At 59.0% G+C, this 15,855-nt stretch carries 13 protein-coding genes; all 13 read left to right on the top strand.

From position 1 onward, the window contains the following. Window positions 1–20 precede the first annotated feature (20 nt). On the top strand, window positions 21–1,034 hold the full coding sequence (locus tag MT962_RS08805; RefSeq protein WP_024557990.1) for a hypothetical protein: 1,014 nt from the start codon (window positions 21–23) through the stop codon (window positions 1,032–1,034). 9 nt (window positions 1,035–1,043) lie between these two features. After that, entirely contained in the window at window positions 1,044–1,856 is an 813-nt protein-coding gene (locus MT962_RS08800) for a type VI secretion system accessory protein TagJ (protein WP_024557991.1), read from the top strand. Next, window positions 1,849–2,412, top strand: a complete 564-nt coding sequence (gene tssE, locus MT962_RS08795) for a type VI secretion system baseplate subunit TssE (RefSeq protein WP_024561758.1) — start codon at window positions 1,849–1,851, stop codon at window positions 2,410–2,412. Before MT962_RS08800 ends, tssE begins: the two co-directional genes overlap by 8 nt. 2 nt (window positions 2,413–2,414) lie before the next feature. Further along, on the top strand, window positions 2,415–4,286 hold the full coding sequence (gene tssF / locus MT962_RS08790) for a type VI secretion system baseplate subunit TssF (protein WP_024561757.1): 1,872 nt from the start codon (window positions 2,415–2,417) through the stop codon (window positions 4,284–4,286). Beyond that, window positions 4,283–5,326 (top strand): type VI secretion system baseplate subunit TssG, encoded by a 1,044-nt coding sequence (tssG, locus tag MT962_RS08785; protein WP_024561756.1) that lies wholly within the window; start codon window positions 4,283–4,285, stop codon window positions 5,324–5,326. The genes tssF and tssG overlap by 4 nt, the downstream gene beginning before the upstream one ends. 85 nt (window positions 5,327–5,411) lie before the next feature. Beyond that, on the top strand, window positions 5,412–8,027 hold the full coding sequence (gene tssH, locus MT962_RS08780; protein WP_247365412.1) for a type VI secretion system ATPase TssH: 2,616 nt from the start codon (window positions 5,412–5,414) through the stop codon (window positions 8,025–8,027). A gap of 26 nt (window positions 8,028–8,053) precedes the next feature. Continuing rightward, window positions 8,054–9,484, top strand: coding sequence for a serine/threonine-protein kinase (locus MT962_RS08775; RefSeq protein ID WP_048888613.1), 1,431 nt, complete (start codon window positions 8,054–8,056; stop codon window positions 9,482–9,484). Window positions 9,485–9,518: 34 nt separating this feature from the next. Beyond that, entirely contained in the window at window positions 9,519–10,958 is a 1,440-nt protein-coding gene (locus MT962_RS08770; protein WP_024557997.1) for a hypothetical protein, read from the top strand. Next, window positions 10,955–11,716: an ankyrin repeat domain-containing protein gene (locus MT962_RS08765; protein ID WP_247365411.1), complete on the top strand. Its 762-nt coding sequence runs from the start codon at window positions 10,955–10,957 to the stop codon at window positions 11,714–11,716. The genes MT962_RS08770 and MT962_RS08765 overlap by 4 nt, the downstream gene beginning before the upstream one ends. After that, the gene (locus MT962_RS08760; RefSeq protein WP_024557999.1) at window positions 11,692–12,168 is read left to right on the top strand and encodes a hypothetical protein; all 477 of its coding nucleotides are present in this window, start codon (window positions 11,692–11,694) and stop codon (window positions 12,166–12,168) included. The genes MT962_RS08765 and MT962_RS08760 overlap by 25 nt, the downstream gene beginning before the upstream one ends. 166 nt (window positions 12,169–12,334) lie before the next feature. Continuing rightward, complete coding sequence (gene tssI / locus MT962_RS08755; RefSeq protein WP_247365409.1) at window positions 12,335–14,296, top strand: type VI secretion system tip protein TssI/VgrG; 1,962 nt, start codon at window positions 12,335–12,337, stop codon at window positions 14,294–14,296. A gap of 23 nt (window positions 14,297–14,319) precedes the next feature. Beyond that, window positions 14,320–15,372, top strand: coding sequence for a PAAR domain-containing protein (locus MT962_RS08750; protein ID WP_024559473.1), 1,053 nt, complete (start codon window positions 14,320–14,322; stop codon window positions 15,370–15,372). A 24-nt stretch (window positions 15,373–15,396) separates the two neighbouring features. Further along, window positions 15,397–15,831, top strand: a complete 435-nt coding sequence (locus tag MT962_RS08745) for a hypothetical protein (RefSeq protein WP_247365407.1) — start codon at window positions 15,397–15,399, stop codon at window positions 15,829–15,831. Window positions 15,832–15,855: the final 24 nt, after the last annotated feature.

The raw sequence follows: 15,855 nt of genomic DNA, 5'->3' as shown, positions 1-15,855 counted from the left end.
TAAGACACACAAGGATTGATATGAAACTTTGGCTATCGGGTTTGGCGCTCCTGGCGGTGGCTACCACCGCCCAGGCTGAAAATTACCGCATCGTACAGTCGCCTTCGCAAAAGCTGGATGTCTGGATAGATGACATCAAAGACAAAACGCCGCAAAGCTGGTGTAAACCGACGCTGGCGCTGCGCATTGTGGCGAACGGCAACAAAGAGGTCTCCATCCTCGATAACTTCGTGCCGCGTCTTGGCTCGCTGCTGGAGCACCAGTGCGGCAAGCTGCAACAGCTCACCTGGAAACTGAACGATCCGCAGGGGCAGACGCTGGCGCAGGGCACGGCAAGCAAAGCCAAAACGTGGGCGGTTGAGGTTGCGTCGCAGCCGCAGCCACAGCAGCAGCCGCAGTTGGCGGTCTCTGCCGCCAGCGCGCCTGCGGGCAATGCGCTCTCGCTGCCCGAGCAGAACCCGGAAACGCTGTCGCCTGCGGCGGACCGCTCGCCCTGGCAGGAGTTTACCCTGCAGGACGGCTGTCACCTGCGCACCTTCTGGCAAGGAGGGGCAGCCGCCCCCGCGCTGTTTATTCCGGCCTCCGGCGCGGCAGGCTGTGAAAAAGGCAGCTGGCTGAGCGGTCATGCCGTGATGACGCAGGTCAACAACGGCGCGCCAGAGGAGACGCCAGTGACTTACCTCCACGGTTTCCCGGTGGTGGGGCTGAGCGACAGCGTCGACCCGGATAAAGTGCTTATCACCTCGGTTAATAAAGAGCGCATGGTCTTCAGCACGGAGAACAGCGATCAGAGCTGGATGATCCTGCCTTACGACAGCGCGCTGAACAGCTGGAAGAGCGAAGGCACGGTGGCGGTGGAGGTCTCCCGCGATCTCGCCAGCGACGACGTGCGTTTGCAGGCGCGCCTTGAGGCGGTGAAACAGCTCTGGAGCCCGTGGCTCGCCCCGAACGCCCATCTCAATATTGTGTTGATTGACGCGCTGCGCCCGCAGCTGCGCGATCCCGCCGTTGGCGCCTGGCGCGCAGCAAACTAAGGAGCCGTTATGAATACGCTTTATCAACAGCTGGGCGGCGAGTCGCTCAACGCCGCGCTGCTGCGCCTTGAAGGCGAAATCAAAACCCGCCCGGCGGACGCCGACCTGCGCGCCGCTTTCGTGCAGTTTCTCGCGCTCGATGGCAACTGGTCCAGGGCGCTGACCCAGTTGAAAAGCTGGCTTGCGTTAAAACCGCAGGCGAAGCCCACCGTTACGCTGCTTGAGCAGGCCATTGCGGGCGAGCAACAACGCGAGCAGGTATTAGCTGGTAAGGCCCGCCCGTCGATGCCGGACGCCCAGTGGCCATGGCTTGCAACACTCGCCTCAGCGCTGGCGGAAACCGGCGAACGCGCCCAGGCGCTGCGCCTGCAGGCGCTGGAAGAGGCCGAGGCGAATCCGGGCCAGCTGACCTTTGAAAATGAAAAAACGCAGCCGTTTGCATGGCTGATGGACGGCGACGCCCGCCTGGGACCGGTGTGCGAAGCCATCGTCAATGGCCGCTACGTCTGGCTGCCATTCAGCGCCATTGAAGAGATCCGCTTCCAGGCGCCGGCGAGCGTCACCGATTTAGTCTGGCGCCACGCGCTGGTGCGTCTTACCGACGGCGCCGAGCAGGTTTGTCAGATCCCGGCGCGCTATCCCTTTGCGCCAGAGGCGGGCGACCACATCAAGCTTGGGCGCGCCACCGAATGGCTGCCGCTTGATAACGACGAGACGCTATACCAGGGGCTGGGGCAGAAAACCTGGCTTGACGAGCAAAACGAAAGCCCGTTGCTCTCGCTAAGCCTGGTGACGTTCACGGCAGGCGACGCGCATGAATAGACCCGCAGGCGAAGGCGATCTGCTGCGCAGCGGCTGGCACGCCCGCAGCAGGCAGGAGAAAGTGGGGGCGCGCGATAAAATGCAACCCTCGCTGCTTGACCGGCTCACGGATAACGAGCCGGATAAAGTCAAAGAGTCGGCAAACAGCAACCTGATAAGCCATTCCGCGCTGCGTCGTCACGTGCTGCGCGATCTGCAATGGCTGTTTAACACCATCAACCACGATTCTTCACACGACCTCAGCCTGCTACCGCAGGTGCGTCGCTCGGTGGTTAACTTCGGCGTCGCGCCGCTCGCGGGTAAACGGATGTCCGATATCGAATGGCATGACATTCAGCGCAAGCTCACCGAGGCCATTATCAATTTCGAGCCGCGCATTCTGCCGCAGGGGTTGCAGGTGCGCTGCGTCTCCGACACCACGTCGCTCGACCTGCACAACGTGTTGTCGATTGAAATCAAAGGGCGCTTGTGGTGCGTGCCGTACCCGCTGGAGTTTCTGTTCCGCACCGATGTCGATCTGGAAAACGGCCATTTTGAACTCAAAGACGCGGGGTAAGCATGGAAAGTAAACTGCTTGAGTATTACAACCGTGAGCTGGCCTACCTGCGCGAGATGGGCGCGGAGTTCGCCGAGCGCTACCCGAAGGTGGCGGGGCGACTGGGGATGCGCGGCATTGAGGTGGCGGACCCGTACACTGAGCGCCTGATGGAAGGCTTCGCCTTTCTCACCTCCCGCGTGCAGCTCAAGATGGACGCCGAGTTCCCGCGCTTCTCCCAGCGCCTGCTGGAGATGCTCGCGCCGAACTATCTGGCGCCCACGCCTTCCATGGCGATTGCCGAACTGCAGCCCGACAGCGGCCGCGGCGATTTAAGCAAAGGGTTTATCGTGCCGCGCGGCACCATGATGGACAGCCTGGCGCTGAAGAAAACCGGCGTCACCTGCAGCTATACCACGGCGCACGACGTGAATCTGCTGCCGTTGAAAATCGACAAGGTGGAACTGGGCGGCGTGCCCGCCGATCTGCCGCTGGCGCAGATTGGCCTTAGCCAGCGTGGTGTCGCCAGCGCGCTGCGTATCCGCATCGCCTGCGACGGGCCGCAAAACCTCGGGCATCTTGATTTTGACCGGCTCGAATTCTTCTTAAGCGGCCCGGATATCGAGGCGCTGAAGCTGCTGGAGCTGGTGATGGCGCATCCTGTCGGCATCGTCTGCCAGACCGTCGGCACCGAGCCGCAGCGCCAGCTGTTGCCCGACGAGGCGCTGCGCCAGGAAGGCTTTGAGGCGGACCAGGCGCTGCTGCCGGAAGATTTGCGCAACTTCGACGGCTATCGCCTGTTGCAGGAGTACTTCGCTTTCCCGGCGCGCTTTCGTTTTATCAGCCTGAGCGGGTTAGGCAAGCTGATTCGCCGCTGCGAAACGGAAAAAGCGTTCGATATCTTCATTCTGCTGGATAAGAGCGAGGAGCAGCTGGAGCGGGTGGTGGACGCCAGCCATCTGGCGCTGCACTGCACCCCGGTCATCAACCTGTTTCCGAAACTCGCCGCCCGGCAGAAGCTGAGCGAAAGCCAGCACGAATACCATCTGGTGGTTGATAACATCCGCCCGCTGGATTACGAAATCTACGCGGTGAAGAAGATCCACGGCAGCGTCGACGGCCAGCGGGACGACAAAGAATTTCGTCCCTTCTGGTCTACCTGGAGCAGCGACGCGGGCAACTACGGCGCCTACTTTTCACTGCGTCGCGAACAGCGCGTGCTTTCCGAACATGCGCTGCGCTACGGCACCCGCACCGGCTATACCGGCTCGGAGGTTTTCGTGTCGCTGGTGGATGAGCAGCACGCGCCGTGGCAGGAGAACCTGCGCTATATCACCGCCGAGGTGCTCTGCACCAGCCGCGACCTGCCGCTGATGCTGCAGCAGGATCTCGGGCAGTTCATCCTGCCTGACTCAATGCCGGTGAAAACGCTGACCCTGCGCAAAGGACCGACGCCGCCGCGCCCGGCGCTGGCGGAAGGGTTCAGCACCTGGCGGCTTATCAGCCAGTTGCAAATGAACTACCTGAGCCTGATGGACAGCGAAAACGAAGACGGCGCCGCCGCACTGCGTCAGCTGTTGGGGCTGTACGCGGGCCTTGCGGAAGCGCCGGTCGCGCGCCAGACCGAGGGGGTTCGTCACTGCGTGCTGGAGCCGGTGCACCGCCGCGTGCCGGAGCCGGGGCCGATTGTCTTCGCCCGCGGCATCGGCATCACCCTGACGGTGGATGAGCAGGCTTTCTCCGGCGCCAGCCCCTGGCTTTTCGGCAGCGTGCTGGAGCGCCTGTTCGCCCGCCTGGTCTCTATTAACAGCTTTACCGAGTTCACGCTCAAGAGCCAGCAGCGGGGCGAGATTGGCTACTGGGCGCCGCGCATGGGCAAAAGGGCGCTGATATGAGTGAAACCACCGTCACGTCGCTGCGCGTGCATCGCCTGACGCCGCTGCCGGAGAGCTTCTGGCGCGGGGTGATGGACGCGCCCTGGCGCTACGACCTGTTCCAGCTGTTACGGCGCATCGACGCCCAGGGCGGCGAGCGTTACCCGCTCGGGCGCGCGCCGCTGCCGAAGTTCGAGCCCCTGCGCCTTGGCCAGCAGCCGTCGATGAGCTTTGCGCCGTCCACGGTGGCGGCGGTGAGCAAGCGCGAGCAGAGTGGCCTGCATGAAGTTTCTATTCTGAGCTTCGGCATGTTCGGCCCCAACGGCCCGCTGCCGGTGCACATGACGGAATATGCCCGCGAGCGTATTCATCATCATCAGGATCACAGCCTGACCGCGTTTGCCGACCTGTTTCATCACCGCCTGACGCTGCTTTTCTACCGCGCCTGGGCGGACGCGCAGCCCGCCGTTTCGCTCGACCGCGCCGACAACAAGCGCTTTAACGGCTATCTGGCCTCGCTTATCGGCATGGGGCAGCCGGCGCAGATGAGCAACGGCAGCCTCAGCCCGCACGCGCGCTTTACTCACAGCGGCCACCTGACGCGCCACAGTCGCGACCCGGAGGGGCTTGAGAAAATCCTGCGCAACTACTTCAAGGCGCCCGTGAAACTTGTCATGAACGTGCCGCAGTGGATGCCGCTCAGCGCCCGCGAGCAGGCGCAACTGGGCGCGGGAAGACGCCTGCCGCGCCTGGGGCAGTCCGCTTTTCTCGGCGTGGCGGTGCGCGACGTGCAGCATAAATTTCGCATCGAAATAGGCCCGCTCAGCGCAGAAGCGTATAGACGCTTTCTGCCGGGCGAGCCTTGGGTAACGGAGCTTCGCGACTGGGTGCGCCAGTACGCAGGGCTTGAATTTGAATGGGAAACGCGGGTTATCCTGCGCGCCGACGCCGTCCAGGGCGCAACGCTCGGTAGCGGCGGTCGGCTGGGTTACAACACCTGGCTGGGCCTTCAGCCTCAGCCAGTCCCACGTGGCGATCTGGTGTATCGCGCAGAGCGATAATTTTCCGTATACCGACTCCTTCAGGCTGCATTGAGGCGGCCTGAAGGATGAAGTGTATGCAACATTGTTATCAACGGAACCGAACATGTCTGAAATTAGCCGTGCCGTCCTTTTCGGCAAACTGGATACGCTGTTATTTACCTCGCTGGAAAGCGCCACCGCCTTTTGTAAGCTGCGCGGCAACCCCTATGTCGAGCTGGTGCACTGGCTGCACCAGCTGATGCAGCAGCAGGATGGCGACCTCCAGCAGGTCATCCGTCATTTCTCTCTCGACGAGCCGCAGCTGGCCCGGGATATTGTCGCCGCGCTGGATGCGCTGCCGCGTGGGGCGAGCTCGGTTTCCGATCTCTCTGAGCATATCGACAGCGCCGTCGAGCGCGCCTGGGTTTACGGCTCGCTGAAATTTGGCGTCAGCCGCATTCGCGGCGGCCACCTGTTAATCGGCCTGCTGAAAACCTGGAACCTGGCGAACGTGCTGAAGGGCATTTCCGCCCAGTTTGGCCGCATTAACGTTGAGGCGCTGCTGGAGCAGTTCGACGCCATCTGCGCCCAGAGCAAAGAGACGCAGCAGGCCGCGGCGGCGACGGATGCTTCCGCTGGCGCGGCGCCAGTCGTCCAGGGCACGCTTTCGCAGTATGGCCAGGATCTCACCGCGCGGGCGCGCGAAGGCAAAATCGACCCGGTAGTGGGACGCGATGAAGAGATCCGCCAGATGGTGGATATCCTGATGCGCCGGCGCCAGAACAACCCCTTGCTCACCGGCGAGGCGGGCGTGGGCAAAACGGCGGTCGTGGAGGGGCTGGCGCTGCGTATCGCCGAAGGCGACGTGCCGGAGCCGTTGCAGAACATTCAGCTGTGGCTGCTTGATATCGGCATGCTGCAGGCGGGCGCGGGCATGAAAGGCGAGTTCGAAGCGCGCCTTCAGGCGCTTATCAACGAGGTGCAGTCCAGCGCGACCCCCATCATCCTGTTTATTGATGAGATCCACACCCTGATTGGCGCAGGCGGCCAGCAGGGCACCGGCGACGCCGCCAACCTGCTGAAACCGGCGCTGGCGCGCGGCCAGCTGCGCACCATTGGCGCCACCACCTGGGCGGAATACAAAAAATACATTGAGAAAGATCCGGCGCTGACTCGCCGCTTCCAGACGGTGCAGGTGCATGAGCCAGACGAGGCCAAAGCCGTGCTGATGCTGCGCAGCACCGTTTCGCCGCTGGAAAAACATCACCAGGTGCTGCTGCTTGATGAGGCGGTGAGCGCGGCGGTGAAGCTTTCGCACCGCTATATTCCGGCACGCCAGCTGCCCGATAAAGCCGTGGCGCTGCTCGACACCGCCTGCGCTCGCGTGGCGGTCAGCCAGAGCGCGCCGCCGCCGCAGCTGGAAGACTGCCTGCGCCGCCTCGCCGCGCTGGAAGTGGAGATGGAGATTGCCGAACGCGAAGCGCGCGTGGGCGCGGGCGAGCGCGAGCGCGTTGTTGGGCTCAAAGCGGAGCGCGCAGAGGTTGAAGCGCAGCGCGACGCGCTGATGCAACGCTGGGAAGAAGAGCGCGGCCTGGTGCGCGAGATTATCCGCCTGCGCGCTGAGCTGTTTGCCGCCGGGGAAGAAGACCAGACTGACCTGCGCCGCCAGCTTGCCGAAAAACAGCAGGCGCTGACCGCGCTGCAGGGCGACGCGCCGCTGCTTTTCGCCGCCGTGGATGAAAACGTGGTGGCGGCGGTGGTTTCCGACTGGACCGGCATCCCGCTTGGCCGGATGGTGAAAAACGAAATCGACGCGGTGCTGAAGCTCGCCGACACGCTGAACCAGCGCGTTATCGGCCAGCGTCACGGCCTTGAGCTGATTGCCCGCCGCGTACAGACCTCGCGTGCGAAGCTCGACGACCCGAACAAACCCATCGGCGTCTTTATGCTCTGCGGCCCTTCCGGCGTTGGTAAAACCGAAACTGCGCTGGCATTGGCCGAGTCGCTTTATGGCGGCGAGCAGAACGTTATCACCATCAACATGAGCGAGTTCCAGGAAGCGCACACCGTTTCCACCCTCAAAGGCGCCCCCCCGGGCTACGTGGGCTATGGCGAGGGCGGCGTGCTGACCGAAGCGGTGCGCCGTCGTCCTTACAGCGTGGTGCTGCTGGATGAGATAGAGAAAGCGCACCCGGACGTGCATGAAATTTTCTTCCAGGTGTTCGATAAGGGCTGGATGGAGGATGGCGAAGGGCGGCATATCGATTTTCGCAACACCATTATCATCCTCACCTCTAACGTCGGCACCGATCTCATCAGCGCTATGTGCGCCGACCCTGAACTGATGCCGGAGCCAGAGGCGCTCGGCGGCGCGCTGCGCCAGCCGCTGCTGCAGGTCTTTCCGCCCGCGCTGCTGGGCCGTCTGCTGGTGGTGCCGTACTACCCGCTCAGCGATGAGATGCTGGGTGAAATTGTGCGCCTGCAGCTCAGGCGCATTCAGCGTCGCCTTGAAGAGAACCACAGCATCATTTCAGAGTTCGACGACAGCGTGGTGGAGCAGATTGTTCAGCGCTGCACTGAGGTGGAGTCGGGCGGGCGCATGGTGGACGCCATTCTCACCAATACGCTGCTTCCGCAGATGAGCCAGATTTTACTTACCGCCAGCCGCAGCGACGAGCAGTACCGACGCCTTCGCGTCACCTGCGAGCAGGGCGAGTTTCACTGTCAGTTTGCCGCGTAACGCAATCATCAAGAGAACTGTTTAACATGACGGATAATGATAACAATCGGACTGTCCCAAACGCGCTGCCGGTGGGGTACCGTTTCAACGAGTTTGAAATCAAAGAGGTGATTGGCGGCGGTGGATTCGGCATCGTTTATCGCGCCTGGGACCACCAGCTTGAGCGCACCATCGCCATCAAAGAGTTCATGCCGGGTTCCCTTGCCGTGCGCGGCGAAGACATGACGCTGGTGCTCAGAAGCGAGCGCTTCGGCAAGGCGTTTTCCGCCGGGCTGAACAGCTTTATCCAGGAGGCGCGTCTGCTGGCGCGCTTTAACCATCCGAACCTGCTGCACGTGCTGCGCTTCTGGGTGCAGAACGACACCGCCTATATGGGCACGCTGTTTTACAGCGGCACCACGCTGACGCGCCTGCGCGAGCAGAAGCCGGAGCTGATTGACGAAACCTGGATCCGCCGCGTGTTGCCGATGCTGTTTGGCGCTATCAAAACCATTCACGATGAAGGCTACCTGCACCGCGATATCTCGCTGGATAACATCCAGATTCAGGATAACGGCCTGCCGGTGCTGCTGGATTTCGGCTCGGCGCGCCGCACCATCGGCAACCTTTCCGATGAAACGGAAACCATGCTGCGCCCGGGCTACGCGCCTATCGAGCAGTACACCGACGACAACGAAAGCGAGCAGGGGCCGTGGACCGATATCTACGCCCTTGGCGCAGTGCTGCACACGTTAATCGTCGGCTCGCCGCCGCCGGTAAGCGTGGTGCGCTCCATTCAGGACACCTATAAACCCCTCACAGAGCTGCAGCCGGCGGGCTACTCGCTCTCCCTGCTGCAGGCGGTGGACCGGGCGCTGGCGCTGCGGATTGAAGATCGTCCGCAGTCGATTGATGCGTTTGCCGCGCTTATCGACATGCCAGTGGCTGGCATCAACGACGTGCTGAGCGTGAAAAAGCCGGGCACCATGCTGGTGCCGGTGGAAGAGCGCGAAGAACCTGCCGCCGCGCTGGACTGGAAGCGCTATAAAGCGCCGGCAATTGGCGCGGCGGGCATCCTTGTGGGGGTTATCGCGGGCGCGCTGCTCTTTAGCGGCGGCAGCGATGACGCGCCTGAGCAAACCGCCAGCACGAACACCGAGCAAGCGCGCCCGGCTGAAGAGCCTGCGCAAACGCCATCCACCGCGCCGGCGACGACAGAAACGGCGCAGGCGCCTGCCGCCGCGAGCGCCCAAGCGCCCGTCGCGGAAGAGCCCATCGTGCTGGTTTACGTTCGCATGCGCGAAGGCGAAACGCTGGAGGTCAACGGCGAGCCGAAATCGCTGCGTCCCGCTGCTAACGGCTACGCCTCCTTTAAGCTGGCCGCAGGCCGTTACAAGGTTTTACTGCAGGGTAATGGTGAAACGCGCACCCAGACGCTGGAGATTGCCAAACCCGGCACCTGGCTTGTGAACCCGTAAGCGGGTAGGGAAGCATCGTTACTGGATAGCGCGTATGTACAATATTAAAATTGTCTCCCTTTTTTATGAAAACCTGAACCCCGAGCTCTTCTCCATGATCATCCGCCCGGTTGTCGCCGGGACGATGGTTATGTCGGTGCCGGAGAGTACAGTGCGCTCGATGTTCACGCGTTACGATCTGCTGCATGCGGAAACCGGCGCCAACCCTTATCAGACCGGCCGTAATATACGCGATCTCATCACGCTTGCGCTGGATTACGGCAAGCTGGTGGCCATTGATAATAGCCATCGCAGCTGGTCGCCCGCGACCCACCTGTTTTATATCAATAATCAGGGCCAACTGAAGGGCGGTAAAGGCGCGGGCACTTTTTATCCGTTCAACAGCGTTATTGACAGATACGAAACGATGGTGCGGGTTTATGGCGCACGGCCCCCCGCTACGGTCATGCCGGTACAGGTGGTGAAAGCTAAAGCCGCGCAGGTTGCCGGGCAACCTACGCCCGGTAAAGACACGCAGCTGCTGGCCTCCGCCGCGCAGCTTAAAGAGATGGTCATGACCAAGGCGGAACGCTGGCAGGCGCGAAAAGACCTTATCAGCAAGGGCGGCAGCAGTGTTTTTCCGGATGCGCAACTCGCCGCGAAGCGCCTTGCGGCGAATAACATTGCGGTGGAGAAGGCAAAGCTTGCGGAAAATATCTACAAAACCACTAACCCCTTGCAGGCGACGCCGGATGTGCCCGAAGGCTGGTCGGATATTAGTAATGATGATGGGTTACTGAAAAAGTTTGGCCTGGAAAAGGAACTTTTATTTGATCGTAAAGACTCCCCTGATTTTCTGGCGCGTGTTTATCAACCTGATCCCAACGTGTTTGGGAGTGAAATGAACCCAACGTTAGTTTTCAGAGGATCGAGACCGCCTGAATTTGTTTCATTATCCGAACCGGTGAAGAATATAGCTGACTGGTCTAATAATGGTGCGCAAGGTTTAGGAATGGAGTCAGATTATTATAAAAGAGCCGTGCGTATGGGAGAACGCTTGTATAAATCGGGGCAAAAAATAGACATTGCTGGTCACTCTCTTGGTGGAGGGTTAGCTTCTGCGACATCTATGGCTAGCGGCAAGGCGGGATGGACGTTTAATGCTGCCGGGTTACATTCAAGCACTGTTGAGAAGTATGGAGGTAGTTTGCTGGGAAGCACGGATAATATTCAAGCTTATCGTGTTGAAGGCGAACTGCTGACAAAGATTCAGGAGGTTAATCTTTGGGAAGACTACAAAATGATGAAAGGACACGTGCCGGCACTGATTGCTAAAGAAGAATTATCTGCAATCATGCCTGACGCTGCCGGGATACCCCACAATCTTCCCGGTGGAACAGGAGGCGCATTTGATCGACATGGAATTGGACAAGCGATAAGTTGTATAGAGCAACAAAAGGATGAGGACATTTCCATTATCAGGAGCCGCCTGTGAAATCGCTTTTAATTGGCTGGATAGCGCTGGGTTTACTGTTCATGGTTCGGGGGTGTAAGCAAGATATGGATTTAAAGGCAGAGGATTACTTCAGCGGTCAGCAACTCACCCTGGCTCGTGCAATTGAACAGGGTAAAATGGATGAAGTCCTTAAATTAGCGTCAGAAACCGATTTAAAAACACCTGGCAAAGAAGACATGACGCTATTGTTCTGGGCCGTCATGAATGCCATAAATGATAAAAAAACACCGGAGCATTTAAAGGTTATTACCGTTCTGGTTAAGGCTGGCGCCGATCCCCTACAGCCGAGGCCGCAAGGTAAAAGTAGCCCAGCTGAATTTGTGTTATTGGCGGAGAGTGGGGCCTGGATAAAGGCAATGCTGGATGGTGGGTTATCGCCAGACGCGAAAGATAAAACGTTTGGAAAACCTATTATATTCCAGACGCTTGAGGCCAAAAATACCGGGACGTTGCAAACCATGCTGGATGCAGGCGCCAACATCAACATCACTGATTCATTGGGTAACACCTTGCTGATTGATGCCCTGGACTTCCATTCTTACGATCATGTTTTGCTGCTGCTTCAGCGTGGCGCTGACCCTGAGATCCGGGCTGACAACGGCTGGACGATGGGTAACCAGCTGGAGCGTTTCCTGAACAGAGCAAAAGCAGGCAGCGACGATTATAAAAAGCTTAACGAAATTAAAGACACGCTTATTCAGCACGGCGGTAAATGGCCGCCTGGGCCGGTGAAATAAGCGAATACGCTCTTATGATTGCTAAAGAAAAGGTTTTCTATTTTTGGGGCGCAATGGATCTTATCGGGATCGTATTTTATTCCATTGACGCCCTGCGATTACTGGTAAAGCTTTGGGAGTCCAGCGCGGGCAACCCGGCAGTTATTATTTTTATGATGATAGCTAACGGGATAAACGGCATTTTGACGGGCGTCTTTTATTTTGTTTATATCCTCACTCCGCTAACGTTGTTTGTTTCTGCTTGGCTGTTTTTCAAAAAAAGTCGCTATGCCGTCCGTTTTGCGATGGCTCAGGAAGTATTTCGTGTTCTCACCTTACAATGCTCGGTTACGCTTTTCCCTGTGGTAGTGGGAGCCTCAGGGATGACAGGGGCAACAGTTAATATTTCCAAGCTCTTACTTTCTGAAATACTCAAAGTCGGCTCACTTATTTATGTGCGTAAAAAGCAGTGAGCGACGTTTCATACACCTGAAAAAGCCTGTTCAGGGTGGCGGACTTTCGTTCATTACGCCTGGACTGAATTACCTGTCTGCCTGCAAAAATAAGTTCTTTCATGCATGCGCGGCTGATTAACGGCTGCGATCGCTTGCATTGCATAAACCATATGGATTAACGATTATGCTCAACCGCATCACCGTCCAGCTCCCCGTGGAGGGGCTGCTTTTCTGGAAACTCTCCGGCCGCGAGGCGATGTCGGAGTCGTTCGCCCTCACGCTGACGCTGCTCTCCACCGACGCCCGTATCGACCGCAGCGCCCTGCTGGGCCAGCCGGTGACCGTCACGCTGCCCACGCAGAGCCTGCTGAGCCCGCGCTTCATCAACGGCAAAATCACCCGCGCCGGGGTGAGTGCGGTGGAGCTCAGCGGCACGCGCTACGCGGTCTACACGCTGACGGTGGAGCCGGACCTGTGGCCGATGAAGCGGGACCGCAACCTGCGCATCTTCCAGGGGCAGACGGCGCCGCAGATAGTGAAGACGCTGCTTGGCGAGTACAAAGTGAACGTCGAGGACCGGCTCACCGGCAGTTACCGGGTGTGGGACTACTGCGTGCAGTACCAGGAGTCGAGCCTGGACTTCATCAGCCGGCTGATGGAGCTGGAGGGTATCGCCTACCACTTCCGCCACGAGGCGGACAAACACACGCTGGTGCTCACCGACGCGGCGACGCAGCACCAGCCGTTCAGCGGCTATGAGGTGATACCGTACCACCAGACGCCGTCGGGGGGCAGCACCAGCGGGGAGGGGGTGAGCCAGTGGGCGCTGGAGGACAGCGTGACGCCGGGTATCTACAGCCTCGACGACTACGACTTCCGCAAGCCCAACGCGTGGCTGTTCCAGGCGCAGCAGAACCCGGCGTCGCCGCAGCCGGGGAGCATCGACGTCTATGACTGGCCGGGCCGCTTTGTGGAGCACGGGCACGGGGAGTTCTACGCCCGCATCCGCCAGGAGCGCTGGCAGGTGGAGCACCGGCAGATACAGGCGACCGCCACGGCGCTGGGCATCGCGCCGGGGCACACCTTCATGCTGGCGAACGCGCCGTTCTTCAGCGACAACGGGGAGTACCTGGTGACGGCGGCCGCCTATCAGTACGAGGAGAACCGCTACGCCAGCGGGTCGGACGGGGCGACCATCCACCGCACGGACTTCACGGTTATCCCGTCGTCGGTGGTGTTCCGCCCGGCGCAGACAACGCCGTGGCCGCGGACCTACGGCCCGCAGACGGCGCGGGTGGTGGGGCCGCAGGGGGAGAGTATCTGGACGGATAAATACGGGCGGGTGAAGGTGAAGTTTCACTGGGACCGCCTGGCGAAGGGCGACGACACCAGTTCGTGCTGGGTGCGGGTGTCGAGCGCGTGGGCGGGCCAGGGTTACGGCGGGGTGCAGATACCGCGGGTGGGTGACGAGGTGGTGGTGGACTTCATCAACGGCGACCCGGACCGGCCGATAATCACCGGCCGGGTGTACAACGAGGCGAGCATGCCGCCGTGGGCGCTGCCGGCGGCGGCGACGCAGATGGGGTTCTACAGCCGCAGTAAGGACGGGCATAAAGATAACGCCAATATTCTTCGTTTCGAAGACAGAGCCGGTCATGAGCAAATCTGGATCCATGCCGAGAAAAACATGGATACAGAGGTTGAGCATTGTGAAACGCACGACGTGGGCGTTGATCGTAAAAAGAGCATCGGCCGCGATGAAAACATTACCATCAAGCGGAATTTAAAAGTCGATGTCGGCGTGAATGCCACCAATAATACGGGCGATAAGCACATTATTAATGTTGGCAAAAACCAGACCGTTTTAACCATGGATAAAGAGGGCAACGCCCTGCTTGAGGCCGCAACCAGTATTAAGCTCAAGGTCAATGACAACTTTATTTTAATTACCCCGACCTCCATTGAGATAAAAGTGTCTGAAGGCAACCTGAGCGCTGAAGCCGTAAAAGAGGCCTCCTTTAAAGGTGATGAGCTGACCCGCCTCGGCGACGGCATTAATACTGAAATGAAGGCCAACGATACCGTAAGCATAACCGGAACGAACCTTACGGATATTAAAGGCGCTATTGTGAAAATTAACAGCTAACCACACATTCAGGGATCGTTATTATGGGACAACCTGCTGCCAGAGCCAGAGTGGATACCAGCGCGCATACTGGCCCCATTCAGAGTGGAAGCCCGGATGTGATTATTGGCGGCTTTCCTGCCGCCAGAAAAAATGACCCGCTTTCCTGTTCTCAACACGGTCAGGGCGCCATCGTCGGCGGCTCGGCCACCGTCTTCGTTAATGGGCTGCCGCTGGCGCGCATGGGCGATAAAACGCTCTGTAATACGTCCGGCACGCCCGCCGCGCCGCAGGCAAAAGCGGCTCCGCCGCAATACTGGAGCTCAACGCTTGCAAAAAAAGCGGGCGAAGATGGCGCAATGCATGGCGATAATTACGATGCGCGGGTATTGGGCGCTTACGCAAGCATTGAGGATAAGGATGGAACAGGAAAACCGGAATCCGTGTCCGCAGGGTTTGCGCTTGAAGACATTACTGTCGGCAACATGAAAAGTCAGGACATGGTTAAAGGCGAATTGCGCACCAAAATTGCCGTCGCCAATGCCGGCGTTTCCATGATCGTTGAGAACCCTGACTATGCGACGATGAATGCCAGTGCGACGGCGACAGGCATGCAATATGGCGCCTCCGCCGAAGCCGGGAAAGAAGGGATGCTTTACGGCGGCGTCGGCGGCGATTTTACCGTGGGTACCGCCGAAGCCAAAGTGGTGAGCGAAGTCTATAAAGGCAACAAAGGGCGTTACGGATTTTCTGGCGAGGTAGGGGCGGAAGCCGCTGGCATCAAAGGGGAAGTCTCGGGTAAAAGCAACATCCTTGGCATTATCACCAGCGAAGGCAAAGTCAGCGGTACGGTTGGCGGGGTGGGCGCATCAACCGGCGGCGCGCTCATTGTCGATAAAACCGATTATTCTTTAACCGTAAAAGCCTCCGGGAAATTAGCTTTTGTGCTTGGCATTGGCGCGGATGTCAATATTAAAGTGGCGCTAAAACCTATACTTGACCTGCCTTTTAAATTATTTAAAAAAGCCATGCCAGCGCCTTCTTCAGGCGATGGCACTATTAAGACCGGGTGTGTTACAGTCCTGATTGGCGGTTAATGGCTTTGTATGGAGAATTATTTGATGAGTTGGCTCGGCTTTTTTCTTTTTGTTGTTCTTGCGCTGATCCTTATCTGGAACGGGAAAGATCGTTACGCTAAAAAGGACTGGCTGCGCTGTGGCGTAATGCTGGTTTGCGTCTTAGTCGGCACCCTAATCATAGGGTTTATTTTTAGATGGTTGTCGGAATCATGGTCGTTATTTTCTATTGAGAGAGCGCAACAGCTCGCCGCCGTCTGGTCCATGTCTTTCCTCTGTTTGTGGGGGGTCAAATTAGTTCTTACGCTGCTTGTCGCTATCTTTGGCAATATCATGAAATTCCATAAGACGCATAATGCTGAGAATTATCCTAAAATTGCTTCAACCACTGACAGGTTCGGTCCGCCACTTTTAGTCATAGCAAAAGTCTTTGTTTCGCTGGTGAGCGTGTTACTGTTTTATGGACTCTGGTTAGATTAAATCGCCACGCTGAGGTTTAAAATG

It is taken from the genome of Franconibacter sp. IITDAS19 (genome assembly GCF_023079515.1).
Lineage (GTDB): Bacteria > Pseudomonadota > Gammaproteobacteria > Enterobacterales > Enterobacteriaceae > Franconibacter > Franconibacter pulveris.
Note: the sequence above shows the minus strand (reverse complement) of the source record. Positions and strands in the feature narration are given on the sequence as shown.